Annotated in this window: 18 protein-coding genes and 1 pseudogene; 6 read left to right on the top strand and 13 right to left on the bottom strand. The window is 68.2% G+C overall.

The genetic code is table 11. The annotated features are described in order from the left end of the window. Nucleotides 1-4 precede the first annotated feature (4 nt). The 5 genes from AC5Y3Z_RS09280 to AC5Y3Z_RS09260 all read right to left on the bottom strand — a co-directional run bounded on the left by AC5Y3Z_RS09280 (nt 5) and on the right by AC5Y3Z_RS09260 (nt 3447). A complete protein-coding gene (locus AC5Y3Z_RS09280) occupies nt 5-754 on the bottom strand; it encodes a lysophospholipid acyltransferase family protein (RefSeq protein ID WP_463824472.1) in 750 nt (249 codons plus the stop codon). Nucleotides 755-841: 87 nt separating this feature from the next. Continuing rightward, nucleotides 842-1237, bottom strand: a complete 396-nt coding sequence (locus AC5Y3Z_RS09275; protein ID WP_463824473.1) for a hypothetical protein — start codon at nt 1235-1237, stop codon at nt 842-844. Further along, nucleotides 1234-2508 (bottom strand): ArsA family ATPase, encoded by a 1275-nt coding sequence (locus tag AC5Y3Z_RS09270; protein ID WP_463824915.1) that lies wholly within the window; start codon nt 2506-2508, stop codon nt 1234-1236. Before AC5Y3Z_RS09270 ends, AC5Y3Z_RS09275 begins: the two co-directional genes overlap by 4 nt. After that, nucleotides 2505-2939, bottom strand: a complete 435-nt coding sequence (locus AC5Y3Z_RS09265) for an SRPBCC family protein (protein WP_463824474.1) — start codon at nt 2937-2939, stop codon at nt 2505-2507. Before AC5Y3Z_RS09265 ends, AC5Y3Z_RS09270 begins: the two co-directional genes overlap by 4 nt. Nucleotides 2940-3057: 118 nt before the next feature. Further along, nucleotides 3058-3447, bottom strand: coding sequence for a polyketide cyclase / dehydrase and lipid transport (locus AC5Y3Z_RS09260; RefSeq protein WP_463824475.1), 390 nt, complete (start codon nt 3445-3447; stop codon nt 3058-3060). Nucleotides 3448-3551: 104 nt separating this feature from the next. Between AC5Y3Z_RS09260 and AC5Y3Z_RS09255 the strand changes: the two genes are divergently transcribed. Further along, nucleotides 3552-5354, top strand: coding sequence for an AMP-dependent synthetase/ligase (locus tag AC5Y3Z_RS09255; protein WP_463824476.1), 1803 nt, complete (start codon nt 3552-3554; stop codon nt 5352-5354). Between the two features lie 24 nt (nt 5355-5378). Here the strand turns inward: AC5Y3Z_RS09255 and pimB are convergent, their stop codons facing one another. The 4 genes from pimB to AC5Y3Z_RS09235 form a co-directional block, all read right to left on the bottom strand. After that, entirely contained in the window at nt 5379-6515 is a 1137-nt protein-coding gene (gene pimB, locus AC5Y3Z_RS09250; protein WP_463824477.1) for a GDP-mannose-dependent alpha-(1-6)-phosphatidylinositol monomannoside mannosyltransferase, read from the bottom strand. A gap of 51 nt (nt 6516-6566) precedes the next feature. After that, nucleotides 6567-7388: a hypothetical protein gene (locus tag AC5Y3Z_RS09245; protein ID WP_463824478.1), complete on the bottom strand. Its 822-nt coding sequence runs from the start codon at nt 7386-7388 to the stop codon at nt 6567-6569. Between the two features lie 41 nt (nt 7389-7429). Continuing rightward, nucleotides 7430-8584: a peptidoglycan hydrolase RipC gene (gene ripC, locus AC5Y3Z_RS09240; protein ID WP_463824479.1), complete on the bottom strand. Its 1155-nt coding sequence runs from the start codon at nt 8582-8584 to the stop codon at nt 7430-7432. Between the two features lie 173 nt (nt 8585-8757). Then, nucleotides 8758-9012 (bottom strand): hypothetical protein, encoded by a 255-nt coding sequence (locus AC5Y3Z_RS09235; RefSeq protein ID WP_463824480.1) that lies wholly within the window; start codon nt 9010-9012, stop codon nt 8758-8760. 101 nt (nt 9013-9113) lie between these two features. On the opposite strand from AC5Y3Z_RS09235, the pseudogene AC5Y3Z_RS09230 reads away from it, so the two are divergent. Beyond that, a pseudogene (locus tag AC5Y3Z_RS09230) lies at nt 9114-10955 on the top strand (DEDD exonuclease domain-containing protein); the annotation flags it as partial. On the opposite strand, the gene trpD reads toward AC5Y3Z_RS09230, so the two are convergent. Beyond that, nucleotides 10893-11972, bottom strand: coding sequence for an anthranilate phosphoribosyltransferase (gene trpD / locus AC5Y3Z_RS09225; RefSeq protein ID WP_463824481.1), 1080 nt, complete (start codon nt 11970-11972; stop codon nt 10893-10895). The pseudogene AC5Y3Z_RS09230 and the gene trpD overlap by 63 nt on opposite strands. A 139-nt stretch (nt 11973-12111) precedes the next feature. Here trpD and ctaE point away from each other — a divergent pair, with 139 nt between their 5' ends. The 4 genes from ctaE to qcrB are packed head-to-tail and all read left to right on the top strand — an operon-like array spanning nt 12112 to nt 16517. After that, nucleotides 12112-12723: an aa3-type cytochrome oxidase subunit III gene (gene ctaE / locus AC5Y3Z_RS09220; RefSeq protein WP_463824482.1), complete on the top strand. Its 612-nt coding sequence runs from the start codon at nt 12112-12114 to the stop codon at nt 12721-12723. Nucleotides 12724-12763: 40 nt separating this feature from the next. Next, nucleotides 12764-13627 (top strand): cytochrome bc1 complex diheme cytochrome c subunit, encoded by an 864-nt coding sequence (gene qcrC / locus AC5Y3Z_RS09215; protein ID WP_463824483.1) that lies wholly within the window; start codon nt 12764-12766, stop codon nt 13625-13627. Beyond that, nucleotides 13624-14853, top strand: a complete 1230-nt coding sequence (qcrA, locus tag AC5Y3Z_RS09210; protein ID WP_463824484.1) for a cytochrome bc1 complex Rieske iron-sulfur subunit — start codon at nt 13624-13626, stop codon at nt 14851-14853. The genes qcrC and qcrA overlap by 4 nt, the downstream gene beginning before the upstream one ends. After that, nucleotides 14850-16517, top strand: a complete 1668-nt coding sequence (qcrB, locus tag AC5Y3Z_RS09205) for a cytochrome bc1 complex cytochrome b subunit (protein WP_463824485.1) — start codon at nt 14850-14852, stop codon at nt 16515-16517. The genes qcrA and qcrB overlap by 4 nt, the downstream gene beginning before the upstream one ends. A gap of 62 nt (nt 16518-16579) precedes the next feature. Here qcrB and AC5Y3Z_RS09200 read toward each other — a convergent pair whose 3' ends face one another. From AC5Y3Z_RS09200 to AC5Y3Z_RS09190, 3 genes are all read right to left on the bottom strand, one after another. Continuing rightward, nucleotides 16580-17230, bottom strand: a complete 651-nt coding sequence (locus AC5Y3Z_RS09200) for a DUF2561 family protein (protein WP_463824486.1) — start codon at nt 17228-17230, stop codon at nt 16580-16582. Further along, nucleotides 17230-18168 (bottom strand): MmpS family transport accessory protein, encoded by a 939-nt coding sequence (locus tag AC5Y3Z_RS09195; RefSeq protein WP_463824487.1) that lies wholly within the window; start codon nt 18166-18168, stop codon nt 17230-17232. Before AC5Y3Z_RS09195 ends, AC5Y3Z_RS09200 begins: the two co-directional genes overlap by 1 nt. Nucleotides 18169-18339: 171 nt before the next feature. Beyond that, nucleotides 18340-18759: a cytochrome c oxidase subunit 4 gene (locus tag AC5Y3Z_RS09190; RefSeq protein ID WP_463824488.1), complete on the bottom strand. Its 420-nt coding sequence runs from the start codon at nt 18757-18759 to the stop codon at nt 18340-18342. Nucleotides 18760-18761 lie beyond the last annotated feature (2 nt).

Genomic DNA, 18761 nt, shown 5'->3' with positions numbered 1-18761 from the left:
CTAGTCAACCGGCGGCGGTCTCAGGGATCCGCGCCGCGTCGGAGGTCTCCGACTTGGACCCCGCCGGCCCGTCTTCGGTGGCGCTGCCGTCCTTGACGCTGGCCGCGTAGATGTCGACGTACTCCTGCTCGGACAAGCCCATCAGCTCGTACATCACCTCGTCGATGACGGCACGCTCGATGAAGTGGTTGCCGGCCAGCCCGTCGAACCTGGAGAAGTCCATGGGCTCACCGAAGCGCACCGTGACGCGGCCGAACCGCAACCGGGATGTGCCGGGCGGGTTGACCACGTTGGTCCCGATCATCGCCACCGGGATCACCGGGACCCCGGTCTGCAGGGCGAGCCGGGCCAGCCCGGTCTTGCCCTTGTACAGCCGACCGTCGGGGGAACGGGTGCCTTCGGGGTACATGCCCAGCAGCTTGCCCTGGCCCAGAACCTCTTTGGCGGTCTCCAGCGCGGCCTGCGCGGCTTCGGAGTCGCTGCGGTCGATCGGCACCTGGCCGACGGCGGTGTAGAACCAGCGGTTGAACCAGCCCTTGAGCCCGGTGCCGGTGAAGTATTCAGCTTTGGCCAGGAAGGTGATTCGCCGACGCACCACCAGCGGCAGGAAGAAGCTGTCCATGACCGCCAGGTGATTGCTGGCCAGGATCGCCGGGCCGGAACTCGGAACGTGTTCCAGCCCTTCGACTTTGGGACGACCGAGCAGGGACAGCAACGGGCCGAGGAGGACGTACTTAAACAGGTAGTACCACATGGTTCTCCCTCATGCCCCACACCGGAACGGTGTCTGCGCCAACTGTACCCATCGACGATGGCTCCGACCACCTCGCAACCGGGTGGCTCACTCGTGCAGCGTAACGGGGATGGGCTGGTAGCGCGTTTTCGCGGTGCCGTCGCCGGTGGCGCTGTTACCGTCGGCGCCCGGGCCGCCGGAATCGGCACCACCGGATACGTCGTCTTCGGGAGGCACCACGGTGTCGTCGATGTCGGCGACGATCGCCCGGACCACTTCCAGCAGCGCGACACTGTGGTTGGCGATGATCGTCACCAGCGGATGCTGCTCGCCGGTCACCACCGCCGCCAGCGCGCACACCGGGCACCACACCTGCTGGCACTTGCCGGCCCCGCCGCTGATCGCCGTCATGGCTGCCGCACGCACCCCGGGATCGATGCCGTCCAGGATCGACTGCGCCAGCCGGCGCAGTTCGGGACCGATGTCGGTATGAGCCCCACTCACTTTGGCCATACCTCCGGATCTGGTCGAAATCGTACTGTCAGCTCGGTGCCGCGCAATTGGGCGTCCAGCACCGTACATCGTCGCAGTACCGAAGCCAACCTCACCCGGCGACGCACCCCACCTGCGCTGATGACCAGATCGTCGTCGGACCGCCCCAGGGTGAGCGAGCCGGGATCGAGTTGGGGCAACGCTAGTCGCAGTCGGTATATCGAATCCAGCCCCGACCCCGATTCCAGGTCGACGACGGGACGAATGGGGCCGGGCGGGGACTCGCCGCGACGGCGCCGGGCACTGTCGAGCAGTCCGGCCAGGGCCTTGGGTCCGATCGGCTCGCCGGCCTGGTGCGGCACCAGCACCAGCGCCACGTCGCCGATGGTGACGTCCAACTCCTCCAGCACCGCGCGTTGCTCGGAGATCCGTTCGGCATACCAGTAGAACGCGGGATGGTCCGGCAGGCTGCGGTACTCGTAGTTCTCGTCACGCACCAGCACCTGGTTGACCAGGAGTTCCTCTACCCGAACACCCATCAGGGCCAACGACCCCAGCGTCCGGGCGGCCTCCGCGGCAACCACCCGCTCGGGGGTCAGCACCAGGTGCGCGCTGACCGACTCCCCGTCGGCCAGCAGCGAGCCCAGACGATCGACGCTGTCGCTGATGCGTTCCAGCAGGTTCACCACCGCGCCCGACCGGGCGTCGTCGGCGCCGATGCTCAGTCGGCGGTGCCGCGGCCACGCGCGTTCGACATAGAGGCCGAAGGTCGCAGGCAAAGTCAGCATGCGCAGGGCGTCGGCGGTGGAGGCGCAATCGACGACGATGCGGTCCCAGCGGCCGGAGGAGGCGAGTTCGCCGACCGCGTGCAGACCCAGCACTTCTTGGATGCCGGGCAGCGCCGAGAGTTCTTCGGGGGCCATGCTGGCCAGGTCGGAGTCGGGCAGTTGCGCATCGAGCGCCTCGGCGACGTCGCGCCAGCGGTGCTCCAGCAACGCGAGCGTGTCCAGGGCCAGGGCGTCCAGGGAGCCGCCGCTGGGCTCGGCGTCTTCGGTTTCCAGATCGGTGAAGACTCGGACTGCGTCGCCGGTACCCGTCGGCGGCACCGGGACACCCAGTACGTCGCCCAGCGAGTGCGCCTGGTCGGTGGACACGATCAGCACCCGCCGACCACCGCTGGCATCGCACACCGCGGTAGCAGCTGCCAGGGTGGACTTCCCTACCCCGCCCTTGCCGACGAAAAGGCTGATCCGAGCCGGGGTGGGCGCGGCGGAATCACTCAGCCCTCGACTCGTTTCTTCAGGTCTTTCAACGCGCCGTCGATAATCCTGCGCTCGGCCTTGCGCTTGAGCATGCCGATCATCGGGACGGCCAGGTCAACAGCGAGTTGGTAGGTGACGTCGGTGCCAGAACCCTTGGGCGCCAAGATGTATGAGCCCTCGAGGGACTTGAGCAGCGAACTGGACTCCAGCGTCCAACTCAGCGAGTTGCGATCCGCGGGCCACTCGTAGTTCATGATCAGGGTGTCCCGGAAGATGGTCGCGTCCATCAGCATGCAGGCCTTCTTGGCGTAGCCGTCGTCGTCGGTCTCGAGGACTTCGACCTGCTTGTACTCGTTGATCCAGTCCGGGTAGGACTCGAGGTCGGCGATCGCCGCCATCACCTCGGCCGGATCGGCGTCGATATAGATTGTCTGCTCCGTCTTGTCCGCCACCTGGCAGTCCCTTTCGCGTTCCCGTCCCGCACCGTTCTCGGGAGCGCCCTTCTCCCGGCTGAAACGGTACTCCCCTGAGCTGCGTCCTTCGGTCGGCTCGATGCCAACCTCGACCCGGTTAAACTACCGGAGAAACACCGACCGGACGTGACTCTTCCAGGGTCGTCTTCACCTCGAACGCCATTTTCTTGCCCGCTACTCGGCGCCGGTGCGTCATCTTCGCCAGGTTCAGTTTGGCCAACTCCGCGGCCGATACGCCGCTCGGCTCGGCGTGCAGGAAATAGTGCAGGATCACGCCGTCCAGCGACGGTTCCAGCCAGACTTCCATGGTTCCGGTCAGGGCTCCGGTGACCGCCCATCGGATGCCCTTCTCGGCACGGTTCTCGGTGACCTGCAGCCGCAGATCGGGCCACCACCGGCGCCACTTCGACTGATCGGCGACCGCGGCCCCGACCAGCGCCCCGTCGGCCGCGACATACGTCTGGTCAGCAATCTGGATGCTGTTCATCGCCTCAGCTTCACATACTGGCCGACGTCGCGACGGTGCGACCCGGTACCGCACTAGGCTGTTGACAGCAAGCCGACCCCACCTAGGTCAAGCGAGGAAATAGAGTGCGTCAGTACAGTGTCCCTGCCCGCTTTTCGGTAGCCGAGCACGACAATGTGGCGGCCGTGGTGTTCGAGCACGAACGCGACGACCCTGACTATGTGATCTACCAACGCCGGATCGACGGCGTCTGGACCGATGTCACCTGCGCCGAAGCCGCAAGTCAAATTCGTTCTGCCGCACTGGGTTTGATCGGCCTGGGCGTCGAGGCCGGGGACCGGGTCAGTATCTTCTCGGCGACCCGCTACGAGTGGGCGATCCTCGATCTGGCCATCCTGGCGGTGGGTGCGGTCACGGTGCCGATCTATGAAACGTCGTCGGCCGAGCAGGTGCGCTGGGTGCTGAAGAACTCCGAAGCGGTATTGGCGTTCGCCGAAACCGACGCGCACGCGGCGACCGTCACCGAACTCACCGGCGACCTGCCCGCACTGCGCCGGGTGCTGCACATCGACGGCTCCGGTCCCAAGGCTCTGGATCAGTTGGTGGAGGCCGGCGAATCGGTCGACCCCGCCGAGCTGACCGCACGCCAGGAGGGGCTGCGGTCCGAGGATCCCGCGACGCTGATCTACACCTCGGGTACCACCGGACGGCCGAAGGGCTGCCAACTCACCCATTCCAACCTGCTGCACGAGATCCGCGGTACCCAGGACTGCCTGCCGACGTTGCTGTGCGAGGGTCAGCGGCTGTTGGTTTTCCTGCCGCTGGCCCACGTGCTGGCCCGCGCGCTGACCCTGTCCGCGTTCACCAGCAAAGTCACGGTCGGCTTCACCAGCGACATCAAGAACCTGCTGCCGCTGTTCGCGGAGTTCAAACCGACTGTGGTGGTGTCGGTTCCGCGGGTGTTCGAGAAGGTCTACAACACGGCCGCGCAGAACGCCTCCAACGACGGCAAAGGTCCCATCTTCAAGGCCGCGGCGCAGACCGCGGTCGACTGGAGCCGCGCGTTCGACGACGGCAAGCCCGGCCTGGTGCTGCGCACCAAACACGCGGTGTTCGATCGGCTGGTCTACCACAAACTGCGCGCGGCGCTCGGTGGCGACTGCCATGCTGCGGTGTCCGGCGGGGCACCGCTGGGCGCCCGGCTGGGGCACTTCTACCGCGGTGTCGGCCTGACCATCTACGAGGGCTACGGCCTGACCGAGACCAGTGCCGCGATCACCGTCAACCAGGTCAACGGCCTCAAGATCGGGACCGTCGGCAGCCTGTTGCCCGGCAACAGCCTCAAGATCGCCGAAGACAAGGAACTGCTGGTGCGCGGGGGCGTGGTGTTCAGCGGTTATTGGCAGAACGAGCAGGCCACCGAGGAAGCCTTCGCCGACGGCTGGTTCCGCACCGGAGATCTGGGTTCCATCGACGAAGACGGCTTCCTGAGCATCACCGGCCGCAAGAAGGAGCTGATCGTCACCGCGGGCGGCAAGAACGTTGCGCCCGCGGTGCTCGAGGACCAGTTGCGGTCGCACCCGCTGATCAGCCAGGCGATGGTGGTCGGGGACAACAAGCCGTTCATCGGCGCGCTGATCACCATCGATCCCGAGGCGTTCGACGGCTGGAAGAGTCGCAACAGCAAAGCCGACAGTGCCTCGGTGGGCGATCTGGCCACCGATCCCGATCTGATGGCGGAGGTGGATACCGCCGTCAAGCAGGCCAACCTGCAGGTGTCGAACGCCGAGTCGATCCGCAAGTTCCGGATTCTGCCGGTGGACTTCACCGAGGACACCGGCGAGCTGACACCGACCATGAAGGTCAAGCGCAACGTGGTGGCCGAGAAGTTCGCGTCCGACATCGAAGCGATCTACGACAAGGAATAGCGACGGGCGCGTGGCCGGCCGGGATCAGTCCCCGGACAACAGGCCCGCGAGCCGCTCGGTCAAGGTGTCCCAGCGCCACTGCGCCTGCACCCACTCCCGGCCGGCGGCACCCATCGCCGCCGCCCGGTCGCGATCGGTCAGCAGCCCGGTGACAGCTGCGCCGATGTCCTGCACCGAGTTGCCGTCGACCACCAGCCCGGTCTTGTTGTGCTGCACCGCTTCCGGAGCTCCACCGGAATCGCCGGCAACCACCGGTACCCCGGTGGCTGAGGCTTCGAGGAACACGATGCCCAGCCCCTCGACGTCCATTCCGGCGCCGCGGGTACGGCACGGCATGGCGAACACGTCGGCCATCGCGTGATGGGCGGGCAGTTCGTCGCCCGGCACCCCGCCGGTGAAGGTCACGTGGTCGGCGACCCCACGGTCGCGCGCCAACTGGCGCAGCGTCTCCAGATAAGGTCCGCCACCGACGATCACCAGCGCCGCGCCGTCAACCTGCTGCCGGATCGCCGGCAGTGCCTTGATCAGCATGTCCTGGCCCTTGCGGGGCACCAGCCGGGACAGGCACAGCACCGTCGGCCGGTCCCCCAGCCGGTAGCGCTTGCGCAGCTCGGCGCGGGCGGCCGGGTCCGGCCGGAACCGGTCGCTGTTCACCCCGGGCGGCAGGTACTCCAGTGACGCGCCGGGCCCGAAGGCGGGCGCGAACCGAGATCGGGTGTAGCGGCTGACGAAGGTCACGACGTCGGTCCCGTCGCCGATGCGGCGCAGCACCGACCGCGCCACCGGCAGCATCGACCAGCCGACTTCGTGGCCGTGGGTGCTGGCCAGCACCCGGGTGGCCCCGGCCTGCCGGGCGCGCGGCGCCAGCAGGGCCAGCGGTGCGGCCGCGCCGAACCAGACCGTGTCGATGTCGTGCTCGGCGATCAGCCGGCGCATCCGGGCGTCCACGGTGGGAACGGGCAGCATCAGCGTGGTGGGATGGCGCACCACGCGATAGCCGGCGGCGGCGTCAAAAGCCTCGGCGCCCTTCCATTTCGGCGCATACACGGTCACGGTGTGCGCACCGGCGCCGGCCAGCCGGCTGACGAATTCCGCCAGATACGACTGGATCCCGCCGCGCCGCGGCGGAAAGTCGTTGGTTACCAGCAGGACCCGGCTCACCACGTCACGTTAGCCCGGCCGGTCCGCAAACCGGTCCTCGGCGCGCGCAGATCAGGTTCGGTCGGCCGCCCAGTTCCGCCACCGGTTCGGCAGGTCGGCAGCGTCGACGCCGAGCACGGCACGGATGGCGGTCTGCACATCGCCATGCCCCACCCCGCAAGCGGACCGGTAGAGTTCGCGCAATTTCGGCACCCCGTAGATATCGGCGACGAACCGCGCGAACCACCACGCCCGGTCGTATACCTGCGAGCGCTGCGGACCGGTGGCGTCCAGTTCGGAGTCCGTGGGCAGGGTGGTTGCCGCGTCGGCGGGCACCGCGGTCGGCGGCCTGGCCACGTAGTCGGCCACACCTTCGGCCAGCCACCGGGGCGCGTCGGTAGCCGTGTCCGCCCGAGCGGCGAAGTGAAAAAGCTCGTGCGTCAACACAATTCGCAATGCACCCACGCTCATCCCGGCCGCGCCGGGCGCGAACACGATCCGGGCGCCCAGGGCGGTGCGCAGCGCCGGATCGACCCGGTCGACCACGGTGACCGCGGCGATGTCCGTCCACTGCGCCGCCGGACCACCCCCGGCGGCGACCCGGAACTGCTCATCGGTACCGGTGGCGATCACCGGGATCTCGGGTGACCAGTCCGGGCCCCAGAACGCGACCACCGCCTCGACAGCCGGGCGCATGTCCGCTGCCACCCGGGACAGCAGGCGACCGGCATCGGGCCCACCTTCATTCGTTGACCGCACGATGCGATCCGGCGTGGTGCCCACGGCGAATCGGTGCTCGATGCTGTCCGACGACGTGGTGACAACCGGGGCGGGTTGCTCGGCCTGCTGGTGAACCGCGACGACCAGCGCCGCACACAGCTCAGCGACCAGCACGCACGCCAGCGGCAGGGAACGCCGGCGTGAGGCCGCGATCGTCAGTAGCGGCGGGCGTCGTAGATCGGACCGGAGGAGTCCATCGGTACCACCCGGACCGGCTGGCCGAAGGTGGAGGAATGGACCATCATTCCGTCGCCGATATAGATGCCGGTGTGTGACGCATCGGAGTAGAAGGTCAGCACGTCACCGGGCTGCAGCTCGCCGAGCGACACCGGCTGACCGCCGTGCGCCAGCGCCTGACTGGAGTGCGGCAACGAGATGCCGGCCTGCTGGAAGGCCCACATGACCAGGCCGGAGCAGTCGAATCCACCGGGCGCGGCACCACCCCACACGTAGGGCGACCCGATCTGGGTCAACGCGGCCTGGACCACGACGGCACGGTCCCCGCCACCCCCGCCTCCGCCGGGCTGCATGGTGAACGGCGCGCCGGTCACCGGCGGCTCGCCAGGCGCGGGAGCGCCCTCGGGGGCCGGTGGAGCACCCGGCGGCAGGGCCTCGGGAGCCGGTGCCCCCGGAACCTGCTCGGGCACCGGACCGGGACTGGCCAGCGCGGTGCGCTGCGCCGGGGTCAGCGCCAGGTATTGCGACTTCACCACGGCGATCTGCACCTGCAGCTGACTCTGTTTGTGCTGCAGGTTCGCCCGCACCGCAGCGGCCTGCTCGGCGGCGGCCTTGGCGTCCGCCGCGGATTTGGCGGAGACCTGCGCGGCCTTGGCGGCCTGCTCGCCGGCGGCCTTGAAGCTGGCCATCTGCGCGGACATCTGACCTGCCATCACCCGCTGCACGGACAGCCCGTCGATGAGCAGCTGCGGAGAGTCGGCGGTCAGGATGGCGTCCAGCCCGTCGGTGCGGCCACCCATGTAGGTCGCGGCGGCGAGCTTGTTCACTGCGGTCTGGAAGGTGGCCAACTTCGCTTGCGCGGCGCCCACGGCAGCCTGGTCGTCCGCGAGCTTCTTGTCCGCGGCCCGCTGGGCGGCCAGCTTCTCGTTCAGGTCGAGTTGGGCGCTGTGCATCGCCTCGGTGGTCTGCTCGGCCTGACGGGAGAGTTCGTTCAGTTTTGCCAGTGCGTCCTCGGCCGGATCGGCCATCACCGCGGCGGCCGTGATGCCGGAAAACACGACGAAGCTCGTCAACGAACCGATGGCAAACTGCTTGATTGCGCGCGCGGTCAAGTGCCTAAAGTCGAGCCTCAAGATTTGCTTCCTTAAACTGCCATCGACGCCAATGCGACGAGCTGGTTTAGGTCTCAAACAGGTTACGAAATGATATCGACGTTTGTCCAAAGGGACGGGTTAAGAAATTAGGTAGATTTCTGTCATTTTTATGTGAAGCCGGGTTCATGCCGTCGTCGACCCTACACGAGGTATCACGCCACGCCAGACTCCCTTCCGCGCCGGATCGGCACCAGGCGCAGCCGCGGCGCCATCCCCACCTCTGCCAGCGCTTCCAACGCGACTTGCTCGTCGTAGGAAAGGGTTTCGGGTACGCCGAGCAAGACGCTCACCACACAGTCGCGGCATCCCGGGCCGCGCACCGCGCAGTCATCGCAGTCGATGACAACCGGCTCCCCCGGGCGTGGCGCACTGCCACCGCGGCTTTCGGTTCCGCTGCTGAATGCCATCTGAGTCGGTCCTCTCGGTCGGGCCTGCGTACTGAAATGCACGGTAACGGCGGGCACCGACAACAACGGTCGGCGTGGGAAATCAACAGGTGTCGGTGCGCATGCCTAACGTCACGGTCATGGGCGCGAGCGGTGGGACCCAACTCAGCTTCGCCGGGCTGGACAGCTGGGCGGCGCCTACCGAACCGACCCTGCGCGAAACCACGTTTGTCGTCGTCGATCTGGAGACCACCGGCGGTCGGGCCGTCGGCCGCGACGGTGCCACCCCGGACGCGATCACCGAGATCGGCGCGGTCAAGGTGCGCGGGGGTGCCGTCCTGGGTGAATTCGCCACCCTGGTCGACCCGCAGCGCAGCATCCCGCCGCAGATCGTGCAACTGACCGGCATCACCACCGCCATGGTGTGCGACGCCCCCACCATCGACGCAGTGCTGCCGATGTTCCTCGAATTCGCCGGCGACGCGGTGCTGGTGGCCCACAACGCCGGCTTCGACATGGGTTTTCTGCGCGCGGCCACCGAGCGCTGCCGGTTGCGCTGGCCCCGGCCCAAGGTGCTGTGCACGGTCCGGTTGGCCCGGCGGGTGCTCAGCCGGGAGGAAGCGCCCAGCGTGCGGCTGGCCGAGCTGGCCCGGCTGTTCGCCGTGGCAACCCAGCCCACGCACCGCGCGCTGGACGATGCGCGGGCCACCGTGGACGTCCTGCACGCGCTCATCGAGCGGGTCGGCAACCAGGGCATCCACACCTACTCCGAGCTGCGCTCGTACCTGCCCGACGTCACCCCCGCGCAGCGGCGCAAACGGGTCTTCGCCGATGCGCTGCCACGCCGCCCGGGCGTCTACCTGTTCCGCGGACCCGCGGCGGAGGTGCTTTACGTCGGCACCGCCGTGGACCTGCGCCGCCGGGTCAGCCAGTACTTCAACGGCGCCGATCCGCGCAGCCGGATGAAGGAGATGGTCGCCCTGGCCGACGGGGTCGACTACGTCGAGTGCGCGCACGCGCTGGAAGCCGGGGTGCGCGAACTCCGTCTGCTGGCCGCCCACGCCCCGCCGTACAACCGCCGGTCGCGGTTCCCGCACCGCTGGTGGTGGGTGGTGCTCACCGACGAGGCGTTCCCGCGCTTCTCGGTGGTCCGCAACCCCCGGCATGACCGGGTCGTCGGCCCGTTCCGGTCCCGCGCCGACGCTGTGGACACCGCACACCTGCTGGCCCGGTTCACCGGGGTGCGGACCTGCACCAAGCGCCTGGCCCGCTCCGCCCGGCACGGCCCCGCATGTCCGGAACTGGAAATCTCGCCGTGCCCCGCCGCCCGGGATATGACGGCCGAGCAGTACGCCGCGGCGACACGGCGCGCGTCGAGGTTGATCGAGGGCACCGACAACACGGCGCTGGGCGCGGCCGTCGCCCACGTCGCGGCCCTGGCCGCCCGGCATCACTACGAGAGCGCGGCCCGGCTGCGCGATCACATCGCCACTGCCGTCGAGGCGCTTTGGCGTGGGCAACGGCTGCGTGCCCTGACCGTGCTGCCCGAACTGATCGCCGCCAAGCCGGACGGCTCGGACGGCTACCAGCTCGCCGTCATCCGGCACGGCCGGCTGGCCGCGGCAGGCACCGCGCGGCGCGGGGTGCCGCCGATGCCGGTGGTCGAGGCGATTGTCGCGGGGGCGCAGTCGATCCTGCCGTCGCCCGCCCCGCTGGGCGGCACGCTGGTGGAAGAGACCGCGCTGATCGTCCGTTGGCTGGCGACGCCGGGGGTGCGGATCGTGCGGGTCGCCGGCGACGCCGACACCCCGGGGTGGGCCACACCGCTGCGGTCGGCGGGCGCCTGGGCCGGCTGGGCGGCCACCGCACGATCGGCGCGGCTCGCCGGTGAGCAAACCAGCTCAGACCTGCTGACTGAACCGCACCCAACGCGCGAGCAGCTGTTCGGCCGCGCCGCTGTCGATCGCGGCGCTGGCCCGGCGCAGCCCGTCTTCCCAGGCCGGCAGCCATTCAGCGCGGCTGGATAATCCCGCGTGGGCAACCAGGGCGCCGGCTGCGTTGAGCACCACGGCGTCGCGCACCGGGCCCCGGGCGCCGCCCAGTACGGCGCGCACCTCCGCGGCGTTGACCTGGGCGTCGCCGCCACGCAGCTGCTCGAGATCGGCGCGGGCGAACCCGAACCCCGCCGGATCGAACTTGAGCTTGTCCACGGTGCCCGCCTGCACGCGCCAGATGGTGCTCGTCGTGGTGGTCGTGAGTTCGTCGAGTCCGTCGTCCCCGTGCACCACCAGCACGCTGGACCGGCGTGCGGCGAACACCCCGGCCATCACCTCGGCCAGGTCGGCGAAGGCGCAACCGATCAGTCCGGCCCGCGGGCGGGCCGGATTGGTAAGCGGCCCAAGGAGATTGAAGACCGTCGGCACACCGATCTCGCGACGCACCACCGATGTGTGCCGGTACGACGGGTGGAACTGCGGCGCGAAGCAGAACCCGATCCCCAGTTCGCGCAGGCTGCGGGCGACCTGCTCGGGCCCCAGGTCGATGCGTACCCCGAGCGCTTCGAGCGTGTCGGCGCCGCCGGACAGCGACGAGGCCGCCCGGTTGCCGTGTTTGACCACCGGAACGCCCGCCGCCGCCACCACGATGGACGCCATCGTGGACAGGTTGACGGTATTGACCCCGTCACCGCCGGTGCCGACCACGTCCACGGCGTCGGCGGGCACCGCATCGGCCGGCATCGGGCGGGCGTGGTCGAGCATGACGCCGGCGAGTTCGCTCACTTCGTCGGCCCGCGGACCCTTCATTTTCAGCGCTACCGCGAACGCCGCGATCTGGGCCGGTTGCGCCTCCCCGGCCATGATCTGATCCATGGCCCAGCCGGCCTGGCCCCGGATCAGATCCTGCTGCTGGGTCAGCCGGCCCAGCACCTGCGGCCACGTCGGCACCGCAGCGGACACCACACCCCCGGACGACGCAGCCACGCGCCGATGGTCCCACGCGCTTCGAACGCGGCCCAACCGGCGTCCTGAGCCGCCGGCAGACCGGGCCCGGCCCACCGAATTTCCGGAAATTAGTCACCCGGGTAGTGCGCGACAACTACAAAGCGTCATACTTGCGGATGTGACGAGTGCGGTAGGGACCTCGGGTACTGCGATTACCTCGCGGGTGCATTCGCTGAACCGGCCCAACATGGTCAGTGTCGGCACCATTGTGTGGCTTTCCAGCGAGCTCATGTTCTTTGCTGGCCTGTTCGCGTTCTACTTCACGGCGCGAGCACAGGCGGCGGGGAACTGGCCGCCGCCGCCGACCGAGCTGAATCTCTACCAGGCGGTGCCGGTGACGCTGGTGCTGATCGCGTCGTCGTTCACCTGCCAGATGGGGGTCTTCGCGGCCGAACGCGGCGACGTCTTCGGGTTGCGCCGCTGGTATCTGCTCACGTTCGGGATGGGGTTGTTCTTCATCCTCGGTCAGGCCTACGAGTACGTGCACCTGGTGACGCACGGGACCACCATCCCGGGCAGCGCCTACGGCAGCGTGTTCTACCTGGCGACCGGCTTCCACGGGCTGCACGTCACCGGAGGTTTGATCGCCTTCATCTTCCTGCTGGCGCGCACCACCATGAGCAAGTTCACCCCTGCGCAGGCCACCGCCAGCATCGTCGTCTCGTACTACTGGCACTTCGTGGACATCGTGTGGATCGCGCTGTTCGCCGTGATCTATTTCATCCGTTGAGCGACCCCCGAAACACAGGCCCGAGAACAGGAGTGCTCAGTTGAGAAAACTGGGATCCACCCGATCCGGCCGGCGGCCTAGCCAGCCGGAGAAGCCGCGCACCAACCGCTCGCGGCGACGGCTGCGCCGTCGGCTGACCAGCGGACTGCTGCTGCTGATCGCCCTGACCTTCGCCGGCGGCCTGGCCGCGGTGCTCACGCCGACGCCGCAGGTCGCGATGGCCGACGAGTCCGGTGCGGCCATTCTGCGCACCGGCAAGCAGCTCTTCGACACCTCGTGCGTGTCCTGCCACGGCGCCAACCTGCAGGGCGTGCCCGACCACGGGCCCAGCCTGATCGGGGTCGGCGAGGCGGCCGTCTATTTCCAGGTGTCCACCGGCCGCATGCCCGCGATGCGCGGCGAAGCTCAGGCCCAGCGCAAGGAACCGATCTTCGACGAACGCCAGATCGACGCGCTCGGCGCCTATGTGCAGGCCAACGGCGGCGGTCCCACCGTGCTGCGCAATCCCGACAACAGCCTGCAGATGGAGTCGCTGCGCGGCACCGACCTGGGTCGCGGCGGCGACCTGTTCCGGCTCAACTGCGCTTCCTGCCACAACTTCACCGGCAAGGGCGGTGCGCTGTCGTCCGGCAAGTACGCCCCCGACCTGGGGCCCGCCAACGAGCAGCAGATCCTCACCGCGATGCTGACCGGACCGCAGAACATGCCGAAGTTCTCCGACCGGCAGCTGTCCTTGGAGGCGAAGCGGGACATCATCGGCTACGTGCGGACCGTCGCTGAGGAACGCACCCCCGGTGGCTACGGGTTGGGCGGATTCGGGCCCGCACCCGAGGGCATGGCGATGTGGATCATTGGCATGGTCGGCGCCATCGGACTGGCACTGTGGATTGGGGCGCGCACATGAGCGAAAGACCTGACCCGACCGAGCGCGACGGCGCGGCCGGCACCGACACCGACACGGCCACTCACCAGGGCCAGAAAGAGCCGGACGACGCCGCTCTGGCTGCGATGTCCACCCAGGAGCTGCTCGACCTCGGCAGCAAGATCGACGGCGTCGACATCGTCTATAAGGAGCCGCGCTGGCCGGTCGCAGGCACCAAGGCCGAGAAGCGCGCCGCGCGCTCGGTCGCGACCTGGCTGTTGCTGGGCGGCGGTTTCGGACTCGCGCTGCTGGTGGTCTTCCTGTTCTGGCCGTGGGAGTACAAGCCCAGGGGCGTCGACGGCAACCTGATGTACTCGCTGGCCACCCCGCTGTACGGCTTCACCTTCGGGATGTCCGTGCTGTCCATCGCGATCGGGGCCGTGCTCTTCCAGAAACGCTTTATCCCGGAAGAGATTACGATTCAGGACCGGCACGACGGCGCCTCCCGCGAGATCGACCGCAGGACCGTGGTGGCGAACCTGACCGACGCCTATGAAGGCTCGACGATCGGCCGGCGCAAGCTGATCGGGCTGTCGTTCGGGATGGGTATGGGCGCGTTCGGCCTCGGCACCCTGGTCGCGTTTGCCGGCGGCCTGATCAAGAACCCATGGAAACCGGTCGTGCCCACTGCGGAGGGCATGAAGGCGGTGCTGTGGACGTCGGGGTGGACCCCGCGGACCAAAGGCGAGACCATCTACCTGGCCCGGGCCACCGGTGCCCACGACGGCCCGCCGTTCATCAAGATGCGTCCCGAGGACCTCGACGCCGGCGGCATGGAAACAGTGTTCCCGTGGCGCGAGTCCGACGGTGACGGCACCACTGTGGAGTCCCACGAGAAGCTCTCCGAGATCTCGCTGGGCGTCCGCAACCCGGTGATGCTCATCCGCATCAAGCCCAGTGACCTGGACCGGGTGGTCAAGCGCAAGGGCCAGGAGAGCTTCAACTTCGGTGAGTTCTTCGCCTTCACCAAGGTCTGCTCACATCTGGGTTGCCCCTCGTCGCTGTACGAGCAGCAGTCCTACCGGATCCTGTGCCCTTGCCACCAGTCGCAGTTCGACGCGTTGCATTTCGCCAAGCCGATCTTCGGTCCGGCGGCCCGTGCGCTGGCGCAGCTGCCGATCACAATCGATAAAAGCGGGTATTTGGTCGCCAACGGCGACTTCATCGAGCCCGTCGGTCCGGCCTTCTGGGAGCGCACCACAACATGAGTCCAAAATTCAGTCCCCCCAAAATCGGTGACGTGCTGGCCAGCCAGGGCGAAGGCATCGACACCCGGTACCACCCGTCGGCGGCCGTCCGTCGTCAGCTCAACAAGGTGTTCCCGACGCACTGGTCGTTCCTGCTCGGTGAGATCGCGCTGTACAGCTTCATCGTCCTGCTGCTCACCGGCGTATGGCTGACCCTGTTCTTCGACCCGTCGATGGCCGAGGTCACCTATAACGGCGTCTACCAGCCGCTGCGCGGGGTGGAGATGTCGCGGGCTTACGAGACCGCGCTGAACATCTCCTTTGAGATCCGGGGCGGGCTGTTCGTGCGTCAGGTCCACCACTGGGCCGCGCTGATGTTCTCCGCGTCGATCATGGTCCACCTGGCCCGCATCTTCTTCACCGGCGCCTTCCGCCGGCCGCGCGAGGCCAACTGGGTGATCGGGTCGCTGCTGCTGATCCTGTCGATGTTCGAGGGTTACTTCGGTTACTCGCTGCCCGACGACCTGCTTTCCGGCATCGGACTGCGGGCCGCGCTGTCCTCGATCACCCTGGGCATGCCTGTCATCGGGACCTGGCTGCACTGGGCGCTGTTCGGCGGCGACTTCCCCGGCACCATCCTGATCCCGCGGCTGTACGCGCTGCACATCCTGCTGATCCCGGGCATCATTCTGGCCCTGATCGGCGTGCACATGGCGCTGGTGTGGTTCCAGAAGCACACCCAGTTCCCCGGCCCTGGTCGCACCGAGCACAACGTCGTCGGCGTGCGGGTGATGCCGGGTTTCGCGGTCAAGTCCGGCGCCTACTTCGCCTGCATCGTCGGCGTGCTCGGCCTGATGGGCGGGCTGCTGCAGATCAACCCGATCTGGAACCTGGGCCCCTACAAGCCGTCTCAGGTGTCGGCGGGCTCGCAGCCCGACTTCTACATGATGTGGACCGAGGGCCTGGCCCGTATCTGGCCGGCCTGGGAGTTCTACTTCTTCCACCACACGATTCCCGCGGTGGTGTGGGTCGGCATCATCATGGGGCTGGTCTTCGTCCTGCTGATCATCTACCCCTTCCTGGAGAAGCGGTTCACCGGCGACTACGCGCACCACAACCTGCTGCAGCGGCCCCGCGACGTGCCGGTGCGCACCGGGATCGGCGCGATGGCGATCAGTTTCTACATGGTGCTGACGCTGGCGGCAATGAACGACATCATCGCGTTCAAGTTCCACATCTCGTTGAACGCGACCACCTGGATCGCCCGGATCGGCATGGTGATCCTGCCGCCGCTGGTCTACTTCATCGCCTACCGGTGGGCCGTCGGCCTGCAGCGCAGCGACCGCGAGGTCCTCGAGCACGGCGTGGAGACCGGCATCATCAAACGCCTGCCGCACGGTGCCTACATCGAACTGCACCAGCCGCTGGGCCCCGTCGACGACCACGGTCACCCGCTGCCCCTGGAATACCAGGGCGCACCGTTGCCCAAGAAGATGAACAAACTGGGCTCCGCCGGTTCGCCGGGCAGCGGCAGCTTCCTCACCGCCGACCCTGCGTCGGAGGATTCGGCGCTGCGCGAGGCGGGCCACGCGGCCGAACACCGGGCTCTCACGGCGTTGCGCGAGCACCAGGAGCGCAGCACGAACGGTTCGTCGAACGGTTCGTCCAACGGGGAGCACCACTAGCGCCGCTGCGCTCCGCAATCCGGAGGCCATACCGCCGCAGTCGGTGGCAGTGGCCGGCAGACCTAGTGCCCGGCGTGACCCTGCCGCAACTGCCGCACGTAGAACCATTCGATGACCGGCATCCCGGCGGTGACCAGTCCGGCGAACCCGTAACTGGCCCAGGAGGCTCCGTCGTGGCCCGCGGCCATCAGGTAAGTCGCCAGCGCGACCCCGGTCAACGCCGTGCCGATGGCGCCGGTCAGCGCGACAGTTCCGCGTAACCACAGGCGGTCCACCGCCTCGCCGGACCATTCGTCAAGCGCGCCATAGGCTTTCACGTGGTCGCGGCGCGCCGGGTCGGTCGCCGCACGGGAAGCGGGACGCGCGCCCACCGCGATCGGCTGCCGAGTGGGATTTCGCCCCTGCAGCGCTCTGGACCGCACCACCGGCTCCACCTGGGTGCTGCGGCGGGCCCGCAGCAACACCGGAATGGCTCCGGCGATGACCAGCGCGGACACGATGATGACCGCGTACAGCACCCACGTGGTGTGCGGAGTGCGCGCCATTTTGTGGAAACCGCGCCCGAGGTCGAACAGCGCGACCGAGGCAGCCACGCTGACACCGATCAGCACCAGCCAGATCGCCGCGCAGGTGCCGATCATGACGCGGTCGATCACGTCGGGATTGACCACCGGATCCGGCCCGCGCCGGTAGGCGGAGTATCTGCCGACCATCAGCAGCTCGTTTGCGGTGCGTCGTTGGAGTTCGAGGACAAGACCGTTCCATCGTTGGTGATGATCGTGCAGTTGAGTTTGCTGACGTGAAAGAGACTGGACGCTTCCAGGGAACCCACGTCGGATTGTGAGATGGGCGTGACCGTCATCGACCACGGAATGTACACGTTGTGCTGAGTGCGTCGCCGTCCGGACGAGTCGACGTAGGTCACCGAGATGATGTCGCCCGGGGCCTTGCTGCCCGTCACGGAGTACGTGACCTGCCGCGGGCCGGCCGGCGTGGTGCTGGGCGGCGGGGGCGGCGCCGCGACCGACGGGCTGGGCGCGGGCGGGGGCGCCGCGGTCGGTGACGGCGACGGTGGCGGCGGAGGGGGCGTAGTTGTCGTCGCCGGCTCTGACGACGGGGGTGCTTCGGGCGGTTCGGACGATGACGACGGCGGCGGTGGCGGCGGCTCGGACGACGGCGGCGTTTTGGTAGTGGTGATCTCGTCCTGGGCGGGCGGCGCCGACGAGGTCGTCGTCGTGCTGACCTCGGGCTTGGCGAATTTGGCGGTGTCGGCGTTCGTCGCGAGCAGCGACACGGCCGTCACCAGTGCGATCGCAGCGACGATCGCGGCGATGCCGACCAGCCAGGGCCAGCGCGGTGTGGATCGGTCGTCGTCGCGGTCGAAGTCGTCGTAGCCGTCGTAGTCGTAGAGCCCCAGATCGGCGGGCAGATACGGGCCGCCGACAAACAGTTCCGACTCCGGCGCCGAGTACGCCCGCGTGAAGGCCTCGGACGGTGCCGCCCCGATATCGTCGTCGTGTTCGTCAATCCGGTCGAGCTCGTCGAGCTCATCGGGGTAGTCGAGGGCGTCGCTGCCGGGTTCGGCATCGGCAGGTTCGCCGACAAGGTCGGGCTCGTCATGTTCCCGTCCCGGCGGATGCGGCCCGCTCATGTCTGCCTACCCTGTCCAACCGCCCGAGCGGCGCCGCGGCTACATTCGCGCCCGCGCGCTCGGTGAATTCTCATGGTGCCTCGGAAACCCTACCCAACCGGTCCGGACACGGCCGCGGCGGCAAACAGGCGCCGGACAACTGATGCCCGGATTGTGACCTTTGGGACGCGGTCAGTGCTTTTCGGGACCGACGTAGTACTCGAAGACGAGGCCGGCCACGGTGGCGAGGATGAACACCACTCCCGCGACGATCAGCCACGGCAGCCACAGGGCCATCGCGGTGGCGGTGACCGACCCGGACAGCGCGATCATGATCGGCCACCAGCTGTGCGGGCTGAAGAAGCCCAACTCCCCTGCGCCGTCGCTGATCTCGGCACCCTCGTAGTCCTCGGGCCGGGTGTCGAGGCGACGTGCGACGAACCGGAAAAAGGTGGCCACGATCAACGCCAACCCGGTGGTCAGCGCCAGCGCGGTGGTCCCGGCCCATTCGACGCCGCCTACGGCGAAGATGGCCGTCAACACGCCGTAGAGCACCGTCACGACCAGGAAGAACACCGCGACGAACTCGAACAACCTGGCTTCGATATGCATGA

It is taken from the genome of Mycobacterium sp. NGS61 (assembly GCF_059812325.1).
The sequence above is the reverse complement of the archived record's forward strand: the minus strand, read 5'-3'. Positions and strand labels throughout refer to the sequence as shown.